Here is a 22078-nt window from a genome sequence, read left to right on the forward strand (position 1 = left end):
CCGCAGCCCGCCGGACCGTCAGCCCGCCAGGTGCGACCAGCGCGGCGCCAGCTCCGCCCACGGCCCCTCGGCGGCGACCCGGCCCTGCTCCAGGACGACGACCCGGTCCGCCCGGGCCAGCGCCGCCCGCTTCGTGCTCGCTCCGACCACCGTGCTGCCGCGCCGGCGCAGCGCCGACCACAGCTCGAGCTCGGTGCGGACGTCGAGCGCGGAGGACACGTCGTCGGCGACGATCAGCTCGGCCCTGGTCGCCAGTGCCCGCGCCATTGCCAGGCGCTGCACCTGCCCGCCGGACAGCCGGATGCCGCGGTGCCCGACGACCGCGCCGACCCCACCCGCGGCGGCCACGTCCTGACCGAGCCGGGCGGCCTCCACCGCCTCACCGACCGCGCCGTCGGCGCGGGCGTGACCGAGCGCGATGTTGTCGTCGAACGTCCCGGACAACACCCGCGGCAGCTGCGCCACGTACGCGACCTGCCCCGGCCGCAGGAACACCTGCGGGTCGGCGACGGTGCGTCCGTTCCACCGGATCTCGCCCTCGTGCCCGACCAGGCCGGCCAGCCCCGCGAGCAGGCTCGACTTCCCGGCACCCACCTGCCCGGTGACCAGCACCAGCGAACCCGCGTCGACGTCGAGGTCCACGCCCTCGACACCGACGGTGCCGTCGTCGTGCACCGCCGCGACCCGGCTCAGCGACAGCCGGCGCAGCGGCTCGCGGGGCACGTCGCCCGGGGCCGGGGCGGTGCCCGCGACCAGGTCGACCCCCTCCGGCAGCCGGGTCAGGTCGGCCGGGCCGGCGTAGGCCGCGACGGCGGCCAGCCAGCGCCGCGCGATCGGTGCCTCGATGACCACCGCCGCGCACACCTGCCCGAGGTAGCCCGCGCCGCCGAGCGTGGTGGACATCAGCAGCGCCGTCGCCAGGTCCCACGTCCCGGCCAGGTGCAGGCCCCAGACCAGCACCACCGCGGCCTGCAGCAGGACGCCAGGGACGCCGTCGAGCAGGGTGCGGATGCGCTGCTCGCGCACGGTCGCGGTGACCCGCTCCGCGTCGACGGCCGCGAGGTGGCGGCGCACCGGCCCGGTCGCGGCGGCCAGCTTCACCGTCCGCACCGAGTCCAGCGCCGACCCCAGCGCGACGCCGAAGCGGGCACGCGCGTCGGCGGCCCGCCGCCCGGCACGCCCCGCGAACGGCGCCCCGACGACCGCGACGGCCGAGCACAGCACCAGGAACCCGCCGATCACCGCGAACGCCCGGACGTCGCCGGACACCAGTCCCGCGATGACCGCGACGCCGACCGCCATCGACACGTCGACCCAGCGGTCGACGTAGAGCACCATCCGGTCGGAGTCCAGCGACCGCGCGACGATCTCCCCGGCGGAGCTGCGGGCGGTGCGGTGCTGCATGGTCTGGCCGCGCAGCACCGCCAGCCGCATCCGCAGCGTGACCGCCGACCACCAGCGCGGGTAGGTGCGGAACGCGACCGCCACCCAGAGCGGGAACAGCAGCAGCATCACGGCCAGTGCGACCGCAGGCCCCCACGGCCTGCCGCCCTGCTGCAGGTCCTCCACCAGCAATCCCCACAGCCAGCCGGTCAGGATGCCGCCTGCCGCGGTGAGCGTGGCCAGGCCGAACATCGCCCCGCCCGCCAGACCCCAGCGTGGGTGCGCGAGAAGCAGCCGCACGACCGCCCGCCACAGCGGGGGAGCGGCAGCCGGGGTGATCGGCGCGACCTCGCGGCGGGTCGCGCGGCGCAGGGTGCCCGACGCGGTGCCGCGAGCACTGCCGGGAGTTGCACCGTCCAGCGCGGTGCCGTCGAGCGCTGTGCTGTCACTCGCTGTGCTGTCACTCGCTGTGCCGTCGGTCGCAGTGCCGTCGACCTCGGCGCCGTCGCCTGCGGTCCCGTCGACCGCGGTGCCGGTCGGCTCGGTGCAGCCCGGACCGGGGGACGGCCCGGGCGCCGCACCGTCCGGCGCGGTGCCGGCCCGCACGTCGTCGCCGGCGTCGTCGCCGGTGGCGGCCAGCAGCTCGGCGTAGCGTCCCGGCTCGCGGGCCAGCTTCTCCCGGTCGCCGTGCTGCAGCACCCGTCCCTCGTCGAGCACGGCGACGGACTCGGCCCGCCGGATCGTCGACAGCCGGTGCGCGATCACCACACCGGTACGGCCCGCCAGCAGCGCCTGCGCCGCCCGGGTCACCCGCTCCTCGGTGGCCGGGTCCATCCGGGCCGTCGCCTCGTCGAGCACCACGACCGACACGTCCCGTACCAGCAGCCGCGCGAACGCGACCAGCTGCTCCTCACCCGAGGACAGCGTGAGCCCGCCGCTGCCGAGCCGGGTGTCGAGCCCGTGCGGCAGCCCGGCGACCCACTCGTCGAGCCCGAGCGCGGTCACTGCGGCCTCGACCACGGCGCGGGGCACGGCGTCGTCGAGCAGGGCGATGTTGTCCGCCAGCGACCCGGCCAGGATCTCGGTGCGCTGGGTGACCACACCGACGGCGTGGCGCAACGCGTCCAGGTCGATGTCGGCGACGTCGCGGCCACCGATCAGCACCTGCCCGCGCGGCGGCTCGATCGCCCGCGACAGCACCTTCGCCACCGTCGACTTGCCGGACCCGGTCCGCCCGACCAGCGCACACGTCGTCCCCGCGGGGACCGTGAGGTCCACACCGGCCAGCCGGAACCCGCCGTCGTAGCCTGCGGTGAGGCCGCGCAGCTCGATCTCCGCGCCGCGGGCACCCGCCGGCGGGGCCGGGACGCCGAGACCGCCCTCGGGCTCGCGCGGCGCGTCGAGCAGCGACGCCACCCGGGTCAGCGCGCCCAGCCCGGCCTGCAGCTCCGGCATCCGGTTGACGATCTCGTCGATCTGCCCGACGAACGCCGTCGCCAGGATCCACACGGTGACCAGCGACGCGATCCCGGCCGGGTCACCGCCGACCAGCCACACCCCGCCGAGCGCGATCGCGCCCAGCAGCGCGTGCCCGACCATCCCCGAGCGCAGCCCGACCTTCGTCGACACCAGGCAGGTGGTGCGGACCCGGCGCAGCACCTCGGCGCCGCGCCGGGCGTAGCCCTGCACGACGTGCGCCTGCCCGAGCGAGGTGCGTACGTCGTCCTGCCCGGCGATCGCCTCCTCCAGCTGCGCGGAGTGGTCCGACCAGGCCGTCTCCTCCGCGACCTTGCAGCGCGCGATCTGCGGCGTGAGCGGCCGCGCCAGCAGGACCACCACCAGCGCGACCAGCGGGAACACGATCCAGGCCTGCCAGAACACCAGCCCGGCCACCACCCAGGCGAGCACCGACCGCAGCGCCGACCGGCCGGTCTCCCAGCCGATCCGGCGGAACAGGGTGCCGAGCTGGCGGGCGTCGTCGTCCACCCGGTCCAGCAGCTCGCCGACCGCCTGGTCCTCGAGCCGGGGCAGCGGCTGGGCGAACGCCGCGTCGAGCAGGTCGGCGCGCAGCCGCCCCTCCGCCTGCCCGACGACGCCGGAGAACACCACCCGGCCCATCGCGTCGAGCGCGGCGCCGCCGAGCAGCAACACGGCCAGCAGACCCAGCAGCGGCACCGTCGGACCGGCCGCGACCTGCCCGACGACGTGCGCGCCCGCGGTCTCGCCGACCGCCGCCAGCACGGCCGCGACCACTGCGGCGCCGGACGCGGCTCCACCGAGACGACGCCAGGACAGCGGCTGCGCCCGCACGGTCCCCACCCTCCGACGGACCGTGGCCGGGATCTCCGGACGGTCCGGGCACCGACGTTAACCGGCACCCCCGACGGTTTCCGCCGGATTTCGGCCGGCTCCGGGACCGGCTCCGCCGCCACCGATAACTGTCGGTGGTCCGTGTCACAGTCGCCCGGTCGATGGGAGAACGTGATGAAACTGCTGGTGGCCACGGCCCTCACCCAGGGCGTCCGGCCGAACGACTACCACTTCTGCATCGAGGGCGAGCTGGTCTGGATCGGCCTCGTGTGCGCGGCCGACCGGGCCGACCCGGACGGCGGCTGCGGCTGTGGCCGCGGGTTCGGCGGGCTGAACTCGGTGCGTGCGACGACGACGGCGCGGGTCGCGGACCTGCCGTTCACCCGCGCCGACTACGTCGAGGCTCTCCGGTCGGGCCTGCATCAGCAGGGCTGGATGCTCGCCCCCGGTGAGATCGCGTACATGGCCGACGACCTCGCCGCCCTGGTGGCGGACGTGCCGGAAGGCGCGGTGCTCGAACGGAGGCTCGACGACGTCGTCGTGCGTGCGCTCCCGGCGGAGCAGTGAGCGTCGCGGTCACGACTCCGCAGCGGACGACGAGGCAGCGGACGACGACGGCCCCGCCGGAACACCGGCGGGGCCGTCGGGAGACGTCGTGCAGGACCTCGGTCGAGGTACTCGCCTCAGCCCAGGTAGTCGCCTCAGTCCAGGTAGTCGCGCACTCTCACGCACTGAGCACTGTGCATGACCAGGTATTTCCTGGTTCCGCGTGAGTGCTGTGCGCTGAAATACCCTGGACTGAGTGGGGTGCCGGATCGGACACCCAATGATCGACGCGACTACCGCACCCGCACCACCCGACACCGACGCCCGCGACCCTGCCGCTCTCGCACCCGACACCCACCACCAGCACGTGCTCGTGCCGCTCACCGACCAGGTGCGCGCACACCTCGCGACGTTGAACAGCACCACCGCGACCGCGGACCAGCGTGCGCACGCAGCGACATGGATCGCCGGGTGGTTCGACTTCTACGTCACCGACGCCCGATGACTGGGAAGCACCGTGCGGACCGCACCCCGCACCCGCACCGCTGGACCCCGGCACCCCGGAGCGGGTGGTACCGGCGACTGCGTCGCCGACTGTGTCAGCGACTGCGCGGGTGGCTCCTCCGACGCCGGTAACGCGAGCCACCCGACTATCGTTGATCCCAGCAACCGACAGAACGGACACCCCGTGAGCGAGCGCTATTACAACGTGACCCTGCGGCACCGGAACGGGACACTCCACGCGACCACGATCAGCGGAACCAGCGAGGACAGCATCCGCGACGTGCTCGCGGGTGCCGGGTGCGAGACAGTGTCGATCGCACCGGTGGTAGCCGACGCCCCGTACTCGACGCAGTGCGCGCACGATTGTGGCTACATGGTGTCGGGCACCGCGGACGACCAGGACGCAGCGCTGGACGACCACGAGAAGCGTTGTAACGGGTAGGTGGTGCGGTGGTGACCCGGGAAGCTCGAACCTCCCCGGAGCACCACCACACCGACCCGAATCGTCGCACCCCCGCCGCCGGTAACCCGGTGACGGGGGTGCTGTCGTTCGCGGTGCTTCCCCCACCGCGACGGGGTTCACACTATCAGGTACTCGAACACCTGTGCGAAGCGACCGTCACTCGCCGGACATGGTGTCCAGCCGCGCAAGATAGTCGTCGAGCGAGTCGACCAGCGACAGCGGGAACCCATGGTCCGCGAGCGCCACGTACCGTCGCTGACCGTCCGGAGCGGACGACCCGCGAATGTCCGACGCGAGCACACCCCCGAACCCCGCGGGAACCTCAGTGATCAGGCACGCGGTTTGCTCGGACCGCCAGCCACCCGGCACCAGCGGATCGAGCATCCGCTTTAGCACGTCCACGAGACTCGTCAGCCGCTTAGCGGCTGCGGTGCGTCGGTGCCATGCGCGCACCGCGGTCCCGTCGATATCGGCGCTCGCTGCCTCGCTCAGCGACGTCACACCGTCCAGCTCGCGGTGAGACTCCGTCCACTCCCGCGCAGCATCGGTGAACGCCGGACGCACGTGACCCAACACCTCGTCGAACGACTCCACCGAGATCTGAGTCAGTACACGCTTTGCGTCGTCGAGCATCGCAGCGTACGCCTCACGCTCCGCGAGCCACTTTGCATGCGCGGTGACGTACTTGTCGAGCTTCCGCGCGAAATCCGGGTCACCGGGAAGAGGCGACTCCGGGGGAGTGCTGGTCGACCCGATCAGACGCACATGGTCCGCGGCGTCGGCGAGACGCTGCGGCACCGGGAACCCGTGCTCGTGAAGCTTCTCCACCGCGCGACGGATTTTGAAAGCAGGGTCCGCGAGACCCACTCCGAACTAGCGACCCTCCGCTGCCGGAAGCGTGACCACGTCCCGCCCGGTCGCCGGGTCGATAGACTGCTCAATTGCATTGTTCACCATAACGGTCCCTCCGAGGGATTAGGTTACTTGCTTGCTTACTTACTTGCTGTCGGTGTCGCTGAGATTCAGTTCGACACCGGTAATCTCGCGCCACTAACGAAGCAGCGCTTCATTCTTCTCGCGCAGCGGAAGGTCGCGGTTCTGCGATTCCCACCGCGACACCTCGTGCACCGCGTCCACGTTCGCAGGGTCCCACGATGCGACCATCAGCGACCACGCGATCCGCGTCTCCGTGTCCAGGTCTACCTACGACTGAGCACCACCCCTGCGAATCGGCATCAGTTACCCCATCGCACGTTCACCGCGCGACGCGCAACCTCAGACGTCACATGCTTCCCCCGACCGTCCTCGATCACACCGACCTTCTTCAGGAGCGTGATCAGTTGCGACCGGTGCTGCCGAAGCTCCGCGAACGCGGGATTCAGCACATCACCGCGACCGGGACCAGAGATCCACAGTCCGCGAGCACGCGCGGTTTCAAGTTCGCGGATCGCGTCCACCATGTGGCAGGCTTCCAGCACCATGAGTTCCTCCGCGGCATCGAACTCGAACTCCGCGTGCAGCGACTCATAAAACTCGCGACCACTGTCACCAAGAGCCGCGTAACCGGTGATCTTGTCAATCATTGCTTCCCCTTTCGCTGAGCTTCCGCTCGCCAATAGTCGCGCTCTCGCGTCACGTCCGCGAGCTTCCTCCGAAGCTGGGCAGCGGAGTCGACACCGTTCCGACGATCCCTGAGCGCCAGCAATTCGGACAGTGTTAAGTGCGTGCCTTCGCTCATCGAACAGCCATCCTCTTTTTTCGATCGAAATCGCATCAAATTTTCGTACGGAATCCCTCTACGTATGGCGACCGGGATCCCTTGTGCCGCAAGGGGAGACCCGCCCCCGGGTGCATTGTGGACAGACACTCACTCGCCACCGCGCACCCGCGCACCCGCGCACCACGCGAGGAACGCACGCACCCGCACACCCGCGCACCACGCGAGGAACGCACGCACCCCGCGATCGCCGGGGGTTGAGTCTCGCGGGAGATGACCGGAACCTGTGTCGTTCGGCGATACGCACCACGGCGATCGTGCATCACTGTGGATAGTGCCTCACGTGCTATGTGCACCACATACCGATCGCGTGTCGAACGCGTACCTCGTCGAGCGTGGTTCATGTCGAGCACACAAAGCTATCAACAGATCAATGCTGTAACGCAGTAACGAACAAGTGCAGCAGCACTGGAATGTGTAATGCAGATCAGTGCATCAGTGCATCAGTGCATCAGTGCATCGGTGCATCGGTGCATCGGTGCATCGGTGCATCGGTGCATCGGTGCATCGGTGCATCGGTGCATCGGTGCATCGGTGCATCATCGATGCAATGCTAATGCGTTGCACGTGCACGTGCACGTGTGCCACATGCAGTCATGCAGCATGTGCAGTCATACACCTAATGCGGTGCTCATGCACTGCATCCGACGTGACGTCACCGCGTGCGCGGCTTAATATCTCAACGCGTTAGTTGCCTGCACGCGAGTGTGTCTTAATGTTTCGGTACGATAGTGAACGCACCGACACCGACACCGAGCAACCTCAGCTCGCTTGCGCTGAACGCGAACACGCCATCCTCATTACCGCTGCTCCGAATGGAGTAGGGACCAATCGACTCGTATGCCGCGAGGTTGGAAACCGCGCGCGCGACCGCGCTCGCCTCGACATACACCACGGTGTCGCGGAAGCTGGCATCCTCCCGCATCCGCCCGTCCAGGTTGGGCACCCGCTGCCTGAGCACGGTCACCGCGACCTACTGATACCTGGCGGCGAGAACCGCCTCTTCCCGGGTGAGGTCGCGTAGGAGCACCGTCTCAACGTCGTCAACAGTCGCGTGCATCCCGATCCCCCTCATACTCGCTCTCAGCGTGCTCGATCGCGTTCTCCACCGTCACCAGCACCCACTGTCCCGGGGTCATGCCCGCGGTCGCCGCGAGCGGTTCGACCCGCTACCGCAGCCGCGGGGGGATGTTCACCGTGAGCCGCAAGCGACCCGACCTCCGACGACGCTCGCCGCTCACGCCGCGCTCCACATGTAGGTAGCGCGCAACTTCAGCAGCTTCACGCGCGGAGTGTTCGCGGGTCGGTATGACCACGTCTCCGCAACCAGCGTCGACCCGCGGGGGACGTCCGTCCCAGAAATCGTGAAACCGACGTTCGCCTGTCCGTATCCACCGAATCCGTTGTCGAACGTGCATCCTTCCGACCAGTCGCCGACGTACGCGAGCTGCTCACCGGACGGACCGCGCACCATCCCCCGGATCAGCACCGGGGAGATCATCGTCCGCTGCGCGTACCCCTCACCGCTGACCGGTGAGTACTGCCCCTCGACCCGCGCGAACAGCGACCGCGCACCGGTGGTCGGAAGCTAGAGCGGGACGGACACCGTGGTAAGGGTCGCCGGTTGCACGGTGCCGGAAGCCACGATCGCGTCAGGACTGGTCGAGTACGACCACGACGACACCGACGCCGCTAACTCCGCTACCTGGTTCCACCCCATCAGGACTCCTGTGCGGGTGTGGTCGTCGGTGCGGGTGCACCCACCGGGCGACGACCATGCGCGTAGAACACCGGCGCCACGAGACCGAGATCCCGCGCGACCAGCCACCGGACGTACTGCGATCGAGACCACCCGCGACGTGCAGCCTCGCGGGTCATCGCGTCGCGGATCTCCTCAGTCAGCGACACAGATGTATAAGCATTCTTCACTCGTGCTTCCCCCTTTCTAAGGTTATTTAGAGATACGTCGCGGGCGCCCGGTTGTTCGCACCGGTCGCGGGATCTAGTCCGTGGGTGGCACGAAATCCTTCCGTGCCAAAACCTGCATCCTCTGCCAGTGGTCCACCGCGGACCGCCACGATTCCCGCCCGCAGCCGTTCACATCTCGCTCCGCGGAATCCAGACAAGCGACGGTCAACCTCCCCTCCGCCGCGACACCTTCCGCGGCGACCAGGTTGAGCTTCGTGCTCGCCGACCGCAGATCGCCAACCATTGCGGGAGTGACCCGATCTACCCGCTCCCCGTCGTCACAGTTCACGGTGATCGTAGCTAACACCCGGTTGAATTCCAGACAAGCAGCTAGCTGTTGCTCCCGGTGGAACTTCTCGGCTTCTAGCTGTCGGGATGAATCTGCCTGAATATCCGCGGTGGCACTAGCGCCAGCGGCACATATTACCGCAGCAGCCAGTGCGGCTATCGCCGCGATAACCGCATTACCCAAAGATTCTTTCAAAGGACCCCCCGGGTTGAGGGCACCAAGTGTAGCGGCGAATCAAGATCGACGTCCCGAACTTCGTCCGCCGGGTTAGTCGCGGGCTGCGCGGGTGCCGCCGTACCCCGGGCGCCCGGTCGCGGCGGAACCGGGCACCCGGGCGGGACGCGTCAGCGCAGCACGTAGCCCGCGACCGCCGACTTCGCCAGCGTGGTCGCCTGGTGACGCCGCGGACCAAAGTCCGCGGTGAACTCCACCGACTCCGCAGTCGACGCCACCTGAGTGCCCTCGACCACCGGAACCCAGGAACCAGACACCGTCAGAATCATTGCCACATTCTCGCTAGGGGCGTTCATAGTCACTCCTTAACATTGTTACTTGCTTCACCGCGACGGGGTCGCCGACGGTGTTTGCCTCATGCGGCTTGGGTCGCGGGGAACCACTCAAACCCCGGAGCCGGCTCCACCCAATTCTCCGCGGCCTTCATACGACGAACCCACTCGTCGTAGCTCACCACCTCCGTACCCCGCGAGAAGACCCGTGGTCACCGTCGAGCGGAACTTCGGGGTGTCGGGCAAGCGGAACTTCGGGGCGTCCGGGGTGTCGGGGGTGTCCGGGGTGTTCCGTGTGTTCCGTGTTCCGTGTGTTTCTAGGTTGGTTCCAACAGACTGAGAGTTGTTCTCAGCCTCTTTTCCTGTCTGTGTTTCGACCTCCGAATCACACGGAACACACGGAACACACGGAACATCGCAGGTCAGAGCGTTCCGTGTACCCGAATCTGACGGAACACTCACGGAACGCTCCCGGACCCCGGTCGTCACGTTGACGGACTTCCCGCCGACCCGGCGCTTCGCGGTCCCCCCAAGTGCCCCAAGTGCCCCAAGTGCCCCACTCCTGCGTCGGAGTCTGTTTGGATGCGAAGGTTCGTCGTCCCGGTCGCGGGTGCGCGGTCACCGCGTGAACGTGAGCCCCGTCGACCGGTACACCGGCTCCCCGCTGCCAGTCATCCCGATGCACTCGCGCCACGTGAGCCGCCGCTGGACGCGATCGACGATCTCGTCCACCATCCGCGGAAGCTCATCCGCCGGACGCCCCACCGAATCGAGGTAGTCCGCGCACCGCGACTTCAGCCCCTGGTAAAGCTCACCGGCACCCGGGACCCCCTCCACCCCGTGCTCCAAACACGCGAGTCCCTGCGCGAAGAACGTGTCATGTCCAACGTGCGACAGGGTGTCCACCGTCTCGCGGATGCGCCGAAGCGGTGCCGCCTCGACCTCCGGGTGCGCCGGACGAAACAGCGCGAGGAGATCGTCTTCCCCCGTGACCGCGATCCGGTCCGCGTGGGGGTTCTGCATCTGGCGGTTGGTCGACAGGAACGTCCACCACTCGCGGGGAAGCTCCGCGAGCGCGGACACCTCCGGCACCTCGCCGCCGTTCTCGTCGGTGCACACGTCGCCCCAGGACGGTGGAGTCCCCGCGTCGCCGGGGAGGTACCAGTGGTACACGTCACCCGTGTCCGGGTGCTTGGAAGGGAACGCCACAGTGAACCTGTGGTTCCTATAGCACACCTCCACCGACGGACACGGGTTCGACTTCAGTCGGGTAGCCGCGTCCACCGCCTCCCCGGACGGCACGCGGTAAAGGTACTGCCGCGACCCGGAGCCGGCTCCGCGAGCGGTGGAACTGTAGGTCGCGGGAAGCGCTGGGAGTCGGTTCCGCTCTGCGAGCTTTGCCAGTTGCGCCACGCCGTCCTTGTTGCCGTAGCCCTCGTCCACGTCGATCGCGATCGTCCGCGTGTGCCGGATCGCGACGTTGTTGTACGCAGGGTCGGGATGGTTGCTCCATCGCGACACATCGTCGGTGTCGATATCGCGTCCGGTGCTGCCGGTGACGCCGATCGGCGGTACCGATTTACCGGCTACCGGCATGAGTGTAAACCCGCGGTCGGCGTACGTGCCGACCGCGATCATGTAGCGCGTGCGGAAAGTCATCATGTCTCCTGGAATTAAAGGGTCGCGGTGACCCAACCCTGTGGACCCCGTGGAGATTCCACGGGGTTTCCACGGGGTCGCGCGACCCGCGTAAGCTTCTGACCTGCGAAAACGCGGAGGTTCCACGGGGTCCACGGGGTCCACGGGGTTTTCTCACCCCCGCGGCTGCACGGGGTGTCTTTTGAGGGTGTTTTTCCTTAGAGCTCCGGGGGTCCCTAAAACCCTGTGGACCCCGTGGAAATCCCGCGTTTTCGCAGGTCAGACCCTGTTTCGGATGATCTTCAACCCCGTGGAAACCCCGTGGAAACCCCGTGGAAACCCCGTGGAACCCCGTGGAAACCCCGTGGAACCCCGTGGAAACCCCGTGGAACTCGCGGGGCTCATACCCGCGAGACGCACCAGAGCCGCGGGTTGCCCTTCGCGTCGTTCGGGTTCCGGAGTTGTAGTCCGCTCGCGCTGACGCGTCCGACCTGCGCGCGGAGCCACCTCCCGACCGCGGTTTCTGATTGCACGCTGCCGTCCCGCGCCCGGAAGTTGTCGCGTAGCGTTCGGAGCGAGTCGGAGTGCGTGTCACTGGTGAGCACGTCGCGGAACCGGCGCACGTTGAGTTTCTGGTCGCCGAAGCACGCGTCCCACGCGGTGAGCACGTCGTCGAGTTCCTCGGTTTCCCCGCTGGTCTCCTCGAACGTCTTCCGGTTGTCCAGGAACCCCGGGACGCCCAACCAGTCTAGGAATCCACCCATCGCGGACGCCCACGTGGAAAAAGAGCGCCAGTTGAGCCCGTCGCGTGGGTGTCCGTCGACCACCCACGCGGACACCAGGGTGACCAGCGCGGACAACAGTCGCGTCTGGTTGTCCGGGTTCGTGATCCAGGTGTCTAGGTTGGGGATCGCGAATCCTGATTGCGGTCGTCCCGCAGGGTCTGCGCTTTTTGCGTCGAGTCGTACCGGTACCAACCGTGCTGCCATCTCGGTTTCCGCTGTGACGTTGTTGCCGGTGAAGAGCCACAGCTTCCGGTTTTCCACCGCGATCGAATCGGTGCGTCCGAGGACCCGGTCGGTGTACACGTTGGACGTCAGCATGTTTTCTACGGCACTACTGGCGAGTGTGGTTCCGCGCTTCAGGTTGTCGACGATGACCACCGGGTTCGGGTCGCTGAGCGCGGCGGGGACCGTCTTGCGGATCTCCTCCTCGCTCGCCGACCACGGTCGCTTGGTGCTGCCGTATGACGCTCCGATGAGGTCCGCCGCGAGGGACTTGCCGGTTCCCGCCTCCGCCGCGTTGATCAGCGCTCCGGGTACGTGCATCGCCGACCCGTCGCGGGTTAGGTACTCGCGGACCAGGGGGGTGAACAGCAGTGCTAGATAGTTCGCGCGGTCCGCGTCGCTCGCGAACGGCAGATCCCGGGTGACCTCGTCGAGCAGAAACCCGCGGGCGTCCTCGACGCTGGTCAGCGCGGGTACCCCGCGGGTCGGGTGGTAGTAGCGTCGGGTGTCGCTCGACCACCCGCGTTCCAGCTTCACCGACCCGTCGTCCATGATCACCGGGACTGCGTTGATCCCGACGAGTTGATGCGTCCCGGACCAGTCGTTGCCGCTGATAACCGACTCATGCGCTCCGCCGGTTGGCTGCCCGGGGGACAGTTTCTCTCCGTCGCGGGTCATGGAGCGCTTCTCGGCAACCACGTGCTCCGCGATCAGTCGGCGGAGCGATGCTGCGCTGAGCGGGACCACTCGACGACCCTCGTCGCCGGTGAGTCCCTGGACCCGCGCGACCTCGACTAGGGTTCCATTGTGGACGTACACGCCGGGGATCTTGTTTCCCTGGATCAGGTCGGTGGTTTGCCGGATGAAGTCGTCCGGGTCGGTCCACGCGATGACCACTTGAGAGGTGTCGAACAGAATCGTGTCGGTCATCGGACAGCACCCCCGTCTCGCGCTGCGGTGACAGGGTTCGCGGCACGGTGCGAGTATGTCTGACGTGTCGTGTTGATCATGGTTTCTATCCGTCCTAATCAGCGTTATTTGTCTCGTCCTGACCCGTATTGCTACCCGGCGCCCGGGAGCGGGGGTCAGCCGCTCCCGGGACACGATGCGCGCGGACGAGGACGCGCACCTACCGGTTGAAACCCGCTAAATCGCGGGTGGTTTTGTGTTCGACGCGGTCAACGACGCGGTGCGCGACTAGGTCGCCGTGCGATCGTCCAGCCGGTACCGCTGCGCACCAGGACTCCGATTTCGAGGTCGCGTTCGATCCGACCGGACAGGGTCGTCGGTCCGATCGTCCACTCGACGGTGTCGCCGCGTTCTAGGCGGTCCGCGATCCGGTCGTCATCGCGGCTAATGTGGCTCCACGCGCGGGCGTTCCATTCTTTGAACGCGTCTCCTCGCGTTCGGTGGAACCTCGACGAAAGGCGCCCGTAGTAGATGCACGGTTGGTCGGGACCCTAACCGCATGTCGGACACTCGACGTCGAAAAAGGTCAACCGCACACCGTACTTGACCTTCGCGATATCGAGCGACCGGTACCAGAACTCCGGGTAGTCCCCGTGTGTCAGTCGCTCGACGCGCTGGTACAGGTCAGTGATACTGTTCAGCTTCGAGTCATACACCGATGCCTCGGGGGTGCCCCATTGCGGTCGGGGTCCGAGCGCTGCTAACGCGGAGATGGGTCCGTCGAGAGTTTCGACCATCGTCAATTCCTTCAGGTAAGATAGTTACTGTGTTAATCGGCTCGCGGGTGCCCCGGACGGCGAGCACCGCTGCGCGGTTAGCGCTGAGCCACTGCGATTCAGGGCACCCGCGACCTTTTCACCCGCGGTCGCTGTCGCGGGGGAGCGTGCGCTCGTTAATCACCCGGATCGCGTCCAGGTTCACCGACACCCGACGACCGCGGGACGTGAAGTGAACGAAGTCGCGATCGTCCACGGTCACCGTCCCACCGTCGACGATGAGGTAACGTCCACTGGAAATCTCGATTCCGTGGATGTCGTCGGGGATGAGGTCGGTGAAGGAGGACATGCGGGATTCTTCTTCCGTATGAGTATGCGTCCGATTAGGTACGCATTGACAAGAACGAGCGCGGTTGACCCGCACGTAAGGAACTATTCGACCATGGATTCAGATACCTTCTAGTTTGTGATCCGGATGCTAGGTAGCGTGTAGTGCTACCCGACCCCATGCGATACCCGCGCGATAGTGGATGGATTGAATGTCGGTGTTGATCGGGGTGACGCGAGCACCCACCAGATCCCGCGCCACCCCGGTGCAGTGGGACACCACTCCCACCGCTCGACCCGCTAACCTCTTCAACGGGACGCAGCGGGAAAGTGTGACACCAGTTTCCCGCGCATCCGCGACACCCGCTTCCGCGCGGTCGCCGCTGTGATCCCCAGAACCCCCGCAATCTCCGCGACCGTGTGCCCGAGATACAGGAGTTCGAGAAGCTCCGCTTCCGCGGTGGTGAGTTGCTCGCGGAGCAGTGCGGCGAGCGCGTCGAACTCGACCCCGTCGGAGCACGTGTCGCGGGTCGCCGGATGCCCGCAATCGGTGTCGCCGTCGTCGTCGTGCTCCCACGGGTACGGGACCTCCGGCGACCGGGTCGCCTTCTCTCCGAGATCCAAGCAACGCCGTTTCACGCTGGTGTGCATGAGTCGCCGGAACTCGTCGACCTAGGTGGGTGGCGACCAGCGCGCCCGCGCGGTGTGCACGTAGCGGATGCTGGTCGCCCCACACACGCGCTCGACCAGGGTCAGCAGAACCGCGGCGACCATGTCGTCACCGCTCGACCCACGCACGCACTGAGCGCGCATGGTGCGCTCCGCATAGGCGCTCATGTCGGCGAGCACCAGGTGCCACCACGCGTCACGCGACGGGATACCGCCGTAGCGAGGATGCTGGGAACGCTGATCCTATTGGTGCCAGGAGGTGATCAGCACGTCGAACGTGATGCGCCCGCGGATGAGACCGGGGGACGGGTAAGAAACGTGCATTGGTGGGTTCTCGCATTCAATCAGAGTTAGATAAGAAACGCGCGGGTTGGTAGCCCGCACGCGACCACCCTAAGTCGGATGATCATGGGAACATTATACCGGGTTTCGCGCGATTTGTCAAGCATTGGTTGCGCGCAACCGAGTCACCGGGGCACATTAATGCCACGATTCTATAATACAGGGTGCACGGTGCGTTTGTCAAATATGAATTGCGTGCAACCGATTATTGTGTTGCGTTATATAACACAGTGAGTATCCGCGTCGCACCGCACCCGCGGCACTCGCTCGACCGGGCGCCTGAACGACTTCACAAGGCAGACCGGGGACCCGCGACCGGTCGTCCCGACACTCGCTCGACGTTCGATCGGAACCGCGCGTAGCCGGTACCCAAACCCCGCGGAATCCGGGACACCTCGAACCCCGGACCTACGCACGACCGACACCTCGAACCCCGCGGTTCCTCACCCACGAACACATCTGCGGAAACGTACCCGCGCGGCGGGTGTCGGTGGTTTACCGACACCACAGTTGCCGATATATCGGGACTGAGAGCCTCTGTACGACGTCGAGCGCAACCGCGGGGTGATGGGGTTCGCCGGAACTCGTCACAGCCGCGAGGGACGCGCGTCGGGCTACTGAGTCGCGGTTCCGCCCGCGCGCTGGTTCCGTAGGAGCCGGTCGCGATGCTCCCGGTAGTAGCCGCGCTGGTACTCCGCACGGCGCTCGCGGGTCGCCTCACGGTATGAGTGCTCGCATCCGCGGCACCGCGACCGGCGACCGCCCACCGCGACGTGCCGACCGGGAGTCACGGGTGAACCGATCGAGCGGGAGCGCGCGGTCGCACCCGGTGCAGCGCTTCTCGATCACCTGCACACACTCGCTCCGGGGGACACGGTAGGGGAGTGGTCACCCGTCGCGCAGTCGTCGCGCTTCGTCCATCGCCCGCGCGGACGCTGTCGACCGGGTGTACCTGTCGAGCATCTCGCGACGCGTCCACCCCGCGAGCGCCATCAGCGACCCCTCGGACCCACCGTCGGTCAACCAGTTCGTCGCGAACGTGTGACGCAGCACGTGCGGGTGAAAGTCGACCAGACCCGCAGCGTCCGCGCGCTTGCGCAGCGTCTTGTGCAGCGAGTCATAGGAGAACGTCTTCCCTCTCTCACCGACCCACAGCGCGTCGGAACCCTCGCGGACATGTCCCCGACGTCCCTTGCGCAGGTAGCGGTCAAGCGCGCGCTGCGTCTCCGCGGGGAGGTACATCACACGGTCCTTCCCGCCCTTCCCGCCGCGGACGATCACGGTCTCGTCGGGGATGCGGACGTCGGACAGCCGCAGATTCGCACACTCACCCGCGCGGATGCCGGTATCGACCATGAGGCGCACCAGCGCAGTGTCGCGGTAGTCCTGCATGCGGGTTCCCCGGCACGCACGGACCAGCGCGCTCACCTCGTCGTCGGTCAGCGCAGGGGTGATCTTCTGGTCAAGCTTGATCGGTTTGATCCCCACCAGTTCGTCGGTCGGGATCTCGTCCTCCTCCGCGAGCCACGCGGAGAACCGGCGGATCGCGAGCTGCCGCGTGCGAGCGGTGGCAGCGGACACGCCGTCACTGAGCAGATCCTCGGTCCACGTGCGGACGCGGGACCGGGTGAGATCGGGGGAGAGGTCGCGTTCCTCGCACCACCGGAGGAACCGCTCGACACCGAACGCGTACGAACGGATCGTCTCCGGAGACTTGCGTTCAGCCTTCAGCGACGTGTTCCAGGACACCAGCAGGGTGCGGAGGTCGGAGGAGTCGAGCGGGGTGGGCACCGGGGCATCCTACCCCCGCGAACCGGGCATCCCGGACGCAGGGATATCTGGACTGGGAGCGCTGTGCCTACTAGGGTACTGGTTGCCTGCACGTGTTTCCGCAGGTCAGAACCCTAGTAGGCACCGACGCTCAGTCCAGGTAGTCGCGCAGCACCTGCGAGCGCGACGGGTGCCGCAGCTTCGACATCGTCTTCGACTCGATCTGGCGGATCCGCTCGCGGGTCACGCCGTAGACCTGGCCGATCTCGTCGAGGGTGCGCGGCTGGCCGTCGGTCAGGCCGAAGCGCAGCCGGACGACGCCGGCCTCGCGCTCGGACAGCGTCGCCAGCACCGACTGCAGCTGGTCCTGCAGCAGCGTGAACGACACCGCGTCCACGGCCACCACGGCCTCGGAGTCCTCGATGAAGTCACCGAGCTGCGAGTCGCCCTCGTCGCCGATGGTCTGGTCCAGCGAGATGGGCTCCCGGGCGTACTGCTGGATCTCCAGCACCTTCTCCGGGGTGATGTCCATCTCCTTGGCCAGCTCCTCCGGGGTGGGCTCGCGGCCCAGGTCCTGGAGCAGCTCGCGCTGGATGCGGCCGAGCTTGTTGATGACCTCGACCATGTGCACCGGGATACGGATGGTGCGGGCCTGGTCGGCCATCGCGCGGGTGATCGCCTGCCGGATCCACCACGTCGCGTACGTGGAGAACTTGTAGCCCTTGGTGTAGTCGAACTTCTCGACCGCGCGGATCAGGCCGAGGTTGCCCTCCTGGATCAGGTCCAGGAACGCCATGCCGCGGCCGGTGTAGCGCTTGGCCAGCGACACCACGAGCCGCAGGTTCGCCTCGAGCAGGTGGTTCTTGGCGCGCTCACCGTCGCGGACGATCCAGCGCAGGTCGCGGCGCATCTGCGGGGAGACCTTCTCGCTGGCCTCGAACGCCTTGCGCAGCCGCTCCGCGCCGTAGAGGCCGGCCTCGATGCGCTTGGCGAGCTCGACCTCCTCCTCGGCGTTGAGCAGCGCGACCTTGCCGATCTGCTTGAGGTACGCGCGGACCGAGTCGGCCGAGGCGGTGAGCTCGGCGTCCTTGCGGGCCTGGCGCAGCGCCTCCGACTCCTCCTCGTCCCAGACGAAGTCGGCCGACTTCTGCTGCGAGGACCGGGTGGTCGGGGCGACCCGGTTCTTGCCGGTGTTGGTGTCCTCGTCGGAGTCGTCGTCCTCCGCCTCCTCGACGGCGGGGACGTCCTCCTCCTTCGCGGCCTCGGCGAGGTCGGCCTCGATGTCGTCGGCGCCCTCCTCGACCAGGTCGCCGTCCTCGATCTCGACCTCGCCGTCCTCGGCGTCGGCCTCGTCGCCGGCCTTCTTGGTCGACGCCTTCTTCGGCGCGGCCTTCTTCGGGCCGGTCTTCGGGGCCGCCTTCGCCGCGGCGGTCTTCGTGCCACCCGCGGCGGTCTTCGCGGCCGTGGTCCGGCGGGTGCGCGGCTTGGCGTCGGTCGACGCGGTGGTGCCGGCACCGGCCGTGCGGCGGCTGCGTGATGCGGTACCCGACGTCTCCTCGACGGTCGAGTCGCTGCGTGCTGCGGAGTCTGCGGCTGCCACCTGGGCCCTCTCGCTACGTGCGCTGGAGTGTTACTCGGACGGAGAGCAGCGCACCCGTCGTCTCGACGGGGCCGCGGTCCGGCCGGATGTCCTGTCCTGGCACCACCTCGGTCGCCGACGTCATTGGTGGTCGCCGCGCGTCCCGGAGGCTGGGTACGCGTTCCATTGTAACGGCGGTCCGCCGCGCAGGACGCACCTCACGGCGACCCGCGCGTCCCCCGGCACGGAAACGTGGTCGGATGGGACCGTGAGCACCCACGCCGAGCACCCGGGATCCGGCACCGGATCCACCCGCGACGTCGCAGGTGGCGGCACCGATCCGGCCGTCCTGCGGGCCGTCGCCGAGCAGGTCGCCGCCGAGGCCGCCGAGCACCTGCGTTCCCTGCCGGCGCCGCGGTCCGCGGAGGCCGAGCCGGACGCGGTGAGCACCAAGAGCTCGCCCACCGACGTCGTGACCGCGTCCGATGCGTCGGTGGAGCGGTTCGTGCGCACCCGGCTGGCCGAGTTGCGCCCCGGTGAGCCGGTCTACGGCGAGGAGGGCTCCGGCGACGCCGAAGGCGCCCGCTGGGTCGTCGACCCGATCGACGGCACGGTGAACTACCTCTACGGCCTGCCCTGGTACGCGATCTCCATCGCCGCGGTCGACAACGGACACTCGGTGGCCGGGGCGGTCGCCGAGCCCGCGTCGGGCCGGATGTGGAGCGCCGCGCTGGGCCAGGGGGCGACCTGCGACGGCGTGCCGCTGCGGGCCTCGCTCGCCACCGAGCTCGGGCAGTCCCTGCTCGGCACCGGGTTCTCCTACCGGGCCGAGCGCCGCGCCCGGCAGTCGCGGATGGTGGCTGCGCTGCTGCCCGAGGTGCGCGACATCCGCCGCGCCGGGTCGGCCGCGCTGGACCTGTGCGCGATCGGCGCCGGGTGGCTCGACGGCTACCTCGAGCACGGGTGCAACTGGTGGGACTGGGCGGCCGGGGCGCTGGTCGCGAGCGAGGCGGGTGCGGTCGTGCACATCGCCGGCGGGCCGCAGGGCCTCGGTACCGACGGCGCGGGGCTGGGCGGGGACGTGTCGTTCGCCGCGGCCCCGGGCGTCGCGGCCGAGCTGGCCGCGCTGGCACTGCGCAGCGGCGCCGGAGAGGTGTGATCGGGGCCGGGCGGGTGTGAGTGCCGGGCCGGGGGGAGCGGGCCGGAACGGGCGGGGCCGGGCCTCGTGCGGGCCCGGCCCTGCGCTCAGGACGAGCAGATGTTCTTGCGCGCCTGCGAGACCAGACCCGGGTCGGCCTTGGCGCCGCCGTTGTCCCCGGCACCGGCGGAGAGCTGGTCGAGCACGTCGCGCGATGCCCGCCCGGGGGCGACGTCGGTGAACCCCGACCCGACGACGACGTCGACGGCCGACGACTGCCGCTCGTCGCGGATCAGCTCCATGCAGGGCAGTGCCAGCGACAGCGTGGACGCCGCGGCAGCACCCGAGGGACCGAACCGCAGCTGACCGGCGCACTCCAGCTTCCCGTCCGGGTAGGCCGGGTCGTTGCCGGGCGTGCCCGCCTCGGCGAACTGCAGGTCCTTGAGCTGCGCGGACACCAGGTTGCCCTCGCCGCGCTGGCCGCCGGCGTTGAGCACCTGGAAGCGGACGTCGCGCACCCCGGCCGGGGGCACGGAGTCCAGGGAGCCGTAGCTCACCTCGCGCCCGGCGACCTTGCCCGCCGTCGGGGCGGGGCACTCGTTGGAGGCGGTGCCCTCCGACGCCGTCGAGAACACCATCACCCAGGTCACGGTGGCGAGTGCGGCCAGCAGCACCGCGGTCAGGGCGATCGGCAGCTTCCGGCGCCGCTCGTAGGGCCGCGGGCCGCGGGCCCGGTCGCGGGTGGTCGTGCGCGGCATCAGAAGGAGCCCCCGTCCAGAACGTGATGACCCAGAGCGACGAGCGGTCCGACCGCCCCGTCCAGGCCCTCGGCCATCTCGGCCGGTACCGCACCGGCCCGGACCCGGAACAGGATCCCGGCGAGCACCACGGCCAGTTTGAAGGTGCCGAACGCGACGTACCAGGGCAGCTCGGCGACGTCGAGCCCGGTGCGGTCCGCGTAGGCCGCCACCAGCTCGGCGCGGGTCGGGAAACCGGGCAGGCCGGTCGGCGACGGCAGGCGCTGGGCGTCCCGCCACACCGCGTCGTCGCCGGCCTGACGCCAGTAGACGAGCAGCAGCCCGAGATCGGTCAGCGGGTCCCCGAGCGTCGACATCTCCCAGTCGAGGACGGCGCGGATCGTGCCCGGGTCCTCGGCGTCGAACACGCAGTTGTCGATGCGGTAGTCCCCGTGGACGATCGTGTGCCGCTGGGTGGTGGGCAGCTGCTGTGCCAGCCGGTCGGCGAGGCGGGTCACCTCGGCCTCGGTGGCGGCGTCCACGGCACCGGCCGCACCGGAACCGTCTCCGGAGGCGGAGCCGGAGTTCGAGTCGGAGGCGGAGGCGGAGCCGGAGTTCGAGTCGGAGTCGGAGTCGGAGTCGGAGTTCGAGTCGGTGCGCGCGGCGTCCCACTGCCTGCGCCAGCGGCGGATCTGCCGCTCGGTGAACCCCTCGGGGCGGCCGAAGTCACCCAGGCCGACCGCCTCCGGGTCGACCGCGTGCAGCGCGGCCAGCACGTCGACCAGCGCGTAGCCGAGCCGGGACCGCTCCGCGGGGGTGGTCGCCCAGCCCTCGGGCAGCGCGTCGACCGGGACGACGCCGTCGACGAGCTCCATGACGAACGCGGGGGAGCCGGTGGGGCCGCCGGTCCCGCCGTCGTGGCCGGCCAGCACGGCCGGGACGGGCACGTCGGTGCCGGCCAGCGCGGCGATGACCCGCTGCTCGCGGGCCATGTCGTGCGCGGTCTCGGCGACCGAGCCCACCGGCGGGCGGCGCAGCACGACCGACCCGGCGGGGGAGAGCACCCGGTAGGTGAGGTTCGAGCGGCCCGCACCCAGCGGGGAGAGCTCGCAGCGCGCCCACCGCTCGTCGTCCAGAACCCCGGCGAGCCAGGTACCGACGGCCCCGGGATCGGCGCCGGGAGTGGGCGTGCGGGCACTCGTCGTCACGACGGGCGACCCTAGCCGGGGGCGCCCACCGGCGGTACGTGCGACACCCGCCGCCGTGCCCGCTCCTGCGACCGGGGGACCGCCCTCCACAGACCGTCCGCGCTGGGTTACCCTTCGCGCCCGCTGGAGGCGGAGTGAGCGTCGACCGCGCGCAGCCGGGATCCATCCGACGGATGGCCGCTCGCGCATCCGGGCATGAGACCGGCATCACTCCGTCCCGGGGCACAAACCT

General features: G+C 68.9%; 16 protein-coding genes and 1 pseudogene. 4 read left to right on the forward strand and 13 right to left on the reverse strand.

Going from position 1 to position 22078, the window contains the following annotated elements; genetic code table 11:
- Positions 1–18 precede the first annotated feature (18 nt).
- On the reverse strand, positions 19–3693 hold the full coding sequence (locus tag ACLE50_RS14660; RefSeq protein ID WP_410944086.1) for an ATP-binding cassette domain-containing protein: 3675 nt from the start codon (positions 3691–3693) through the stop codon (positions 19–21).
- 171 nt (positions 3694–3864) lie between these two features.
- On the opposite strand from ACLE50_RS14660, the gene ACLE50_RS14665 reads away from it, so the two are divergent.
- The 3 genes from ACLE50_RS14665 (at position 3865) to ACLE50_RS14675 (ending at position 5185) form a co-directional block, all read left to right on the forward strand.
- A complete protein-coding gene (locus ACLE50_RS14665) occupies positions 3865–4260 on the forward strand; it encodes a DUF7715 family protein (protein WP_410944087.1) in 396 nt (131 codons plus the stop codon).
- A 259-nt stretch (positions 4261–4519) separates the two neighbouring features.
- Complete coding sequence (locus ACLE50_RS14670) at positions 4520–4744, forward strand: hypothetical protein (RefSeq protein WP_410944088.1); 225 nt, start codon at positions 4520–4522, stop codon at positions 4742–4744.
- A 183-nt stretch (positions 4745–4927) separates the two neighbouring features.
- Positions 4928–5185: a hypothetical protein gene (locus ACLE50_RS14675; protein WP_410944089.1), complete on the forward strand. Its 258-nt coding sequence runs from the start codon at positions 4928–4930 to the stop codon at positions 5183–5185.
- A 177-nt stretch (positions 5186–5362) separates the two neighbouring features.
- Here the strand turns inward: ACLE50_RS14675 and ACLE50_RS14680 are convergent, their stop codons facing one another.
- From ACLE50_RS14680 to ACLE50_RS14725, 10 genes and pseudogenes are all read right to left on the reverse strand, one after another.
- Positions 5363–6034, reverse strand: a complete 672-nt coding sequence (locus ACLE50_RS14680) for a hypothetical protein (protein WP_410944090.1) — start codon at positions 6032–6034, stop codon at positions 5363–5365.
- A gap of 407 nt (positions 6035–6441) precedes the next feature.
- Complete coding sequence (locus ACLE50_RS14685; RefSeq protein WP_410944091.1) at positions 6442–6789, reverse strand: hypothetical protein; 348 nt, start codon at positions 6787–6789, stop codon at positions 6442–6444.
- Between the two features lie 906 nt (positions 6790–7695).
- Positions 7696–7950 carry a hypothetical protein gene (locus ACLE50_RS14690; RefSeq protein ID WP_410944092.1) on the reverse strand — a complete coding sequence of 85 codons (255 nt, stop codon included), beginning with the start codon at positions 7948–7950 and terminating at the stop codon, positions 7696–7698.
- A 2414-nt stretch (positions 7951–10364) separates the two neighbouring features.
- Positions 10365–11408: a bifunctional DNA primase/polymerase gene (locus ACLE50_RS14695; RefSeq protein WP_410944093.1), complete on the reverse strand. Its 1044-nt coding sequence runs from the start codon at positions 11406–11408 to the stop codon at positions 10365–10367.
- 377 nt (positions 11409–11785) lie between these two features.
- Positions 11786–13321, reverse strand: coding sequence for a hypothetical protein (locus ACLE50_RS14700; protein ID WP_410944094.1), 1536 nt, complete (start codon positions 13319–13321; stop codon positions 11786–11788).
- An 894-nt stretch (positions 13322–14215) separates the two neighbouring features.
- On the reverse strand, positions 14216–14425 hold the full coding sequence (locus ACLE50_RS14705) for a hypothetical protein (protein ID WP_410944095.1): 210 nt from the start codon (positions 14423–14425) through the stop codon (positions 14216–14218).
- Positions 14426–14712: 287 nt separating this feature from the next.
- A complete protein-coding gene (locus ACLE50_RS14710; RefSeq protein WP_410944096.1) occupies positions 14713–15054 on the reverse strand; it encodes a sigma factor-like helix-turn-helix DNA-binding protein in 342 nt (113 codons plus the stop codon).
- A gap of 21 nt (positions 15055–15075) precedes the next feature.
- Positions 15076–15240 carry a hypothetical protein gene (locus ACLE50_RS14715; protein ID WP_410944097.1) on the reverse strand — a complete coding sequence of 55 codons (165 nt, stop codon included), beginning with the start codon at positions 15238–15240 and terminating at the stop codon, positions 15076–15078.
- A 1062-nt stretch (positions 15241–16302) separates the two neighbouring features.
- Complete coding sequence (locus ACLE50_RS14720) at positions 16303–17205, reverse strand: tyrosine-type recombinase/integrase (protein WP_410944098.1); 903 nt, start codon at positions 17203–17205, stop codon at positions 16303–16305.
- Positions 17206–17335: 130 nt separating this feature from the next.
- Positions 17336–18802 (reverse strand): annotated as a pseudogene (locus ACLE50_RS14725) (RNA polymerase sigma factor); the annotation flags it as partial.
- Between the two features lie 229 nt (positions 18803–19031).
- On the opposite strand from ACLE50_RS14725, the gene ACLE50_RS14730 reads away from it, so the two are divergent.
- Positions 19032–19922 carry an inositol monophosphatase family protein gene (locus ACLE50_RS14730; protein WP_458788554.1) on the forward strand — a complete coding sequence of 297 codons (891 nt, stop codon included), beginning with the start codon at positions 19032–19034 and terminating at the stop codon, positions 19920–19922.
- Between the two features lie 86 nt (positions 19923–20008).
- On the opposite strand, the gene cei is transcribed toward ACLE50_RS14730, so the two are convergent.
- Together cei and ACLE50_RS14740 are read right to left on the reverse strand one after the other, a co-directional pair.
- Positions 20009–20659: an envelope integrity protein Cei gene (gene cei, locus ACLE50_RS14735; protein WP_410944099.1), complete on the reverse strand. Its 651-nt coding sequence runs from the start codon at positions 20657–20659 to the stop codon at positions 20009–20011.
- On the reverse strand, positions 20659–21846 hold the full coding sequence (locus ACLE50_RS14740; RefSeq protein WP_410944100.1) for a phosphotransferase family protein: 1188 nt from the start codon (positions 21844–21846) through the stop codon (positions 20659–20661). The genes cei and ACLE50_RS14740 overlap by 1 nt, the downstream gene beginning before the upstream one ends.
- Positions 21847–22078 lie beyond the last annotated feature (232 nt).

The organism is Pseudonocardia phyllosphaerae (assembly GCF_046546475.1).
Taxonomy (GTDB): domain Bacteria; phylum Actinomycetota; class Actinomycetes; order Mycobacteriales; family Pseudonocardiaceae; genus Pseudonocardia; species Pseudonocardia phyllosphaerae.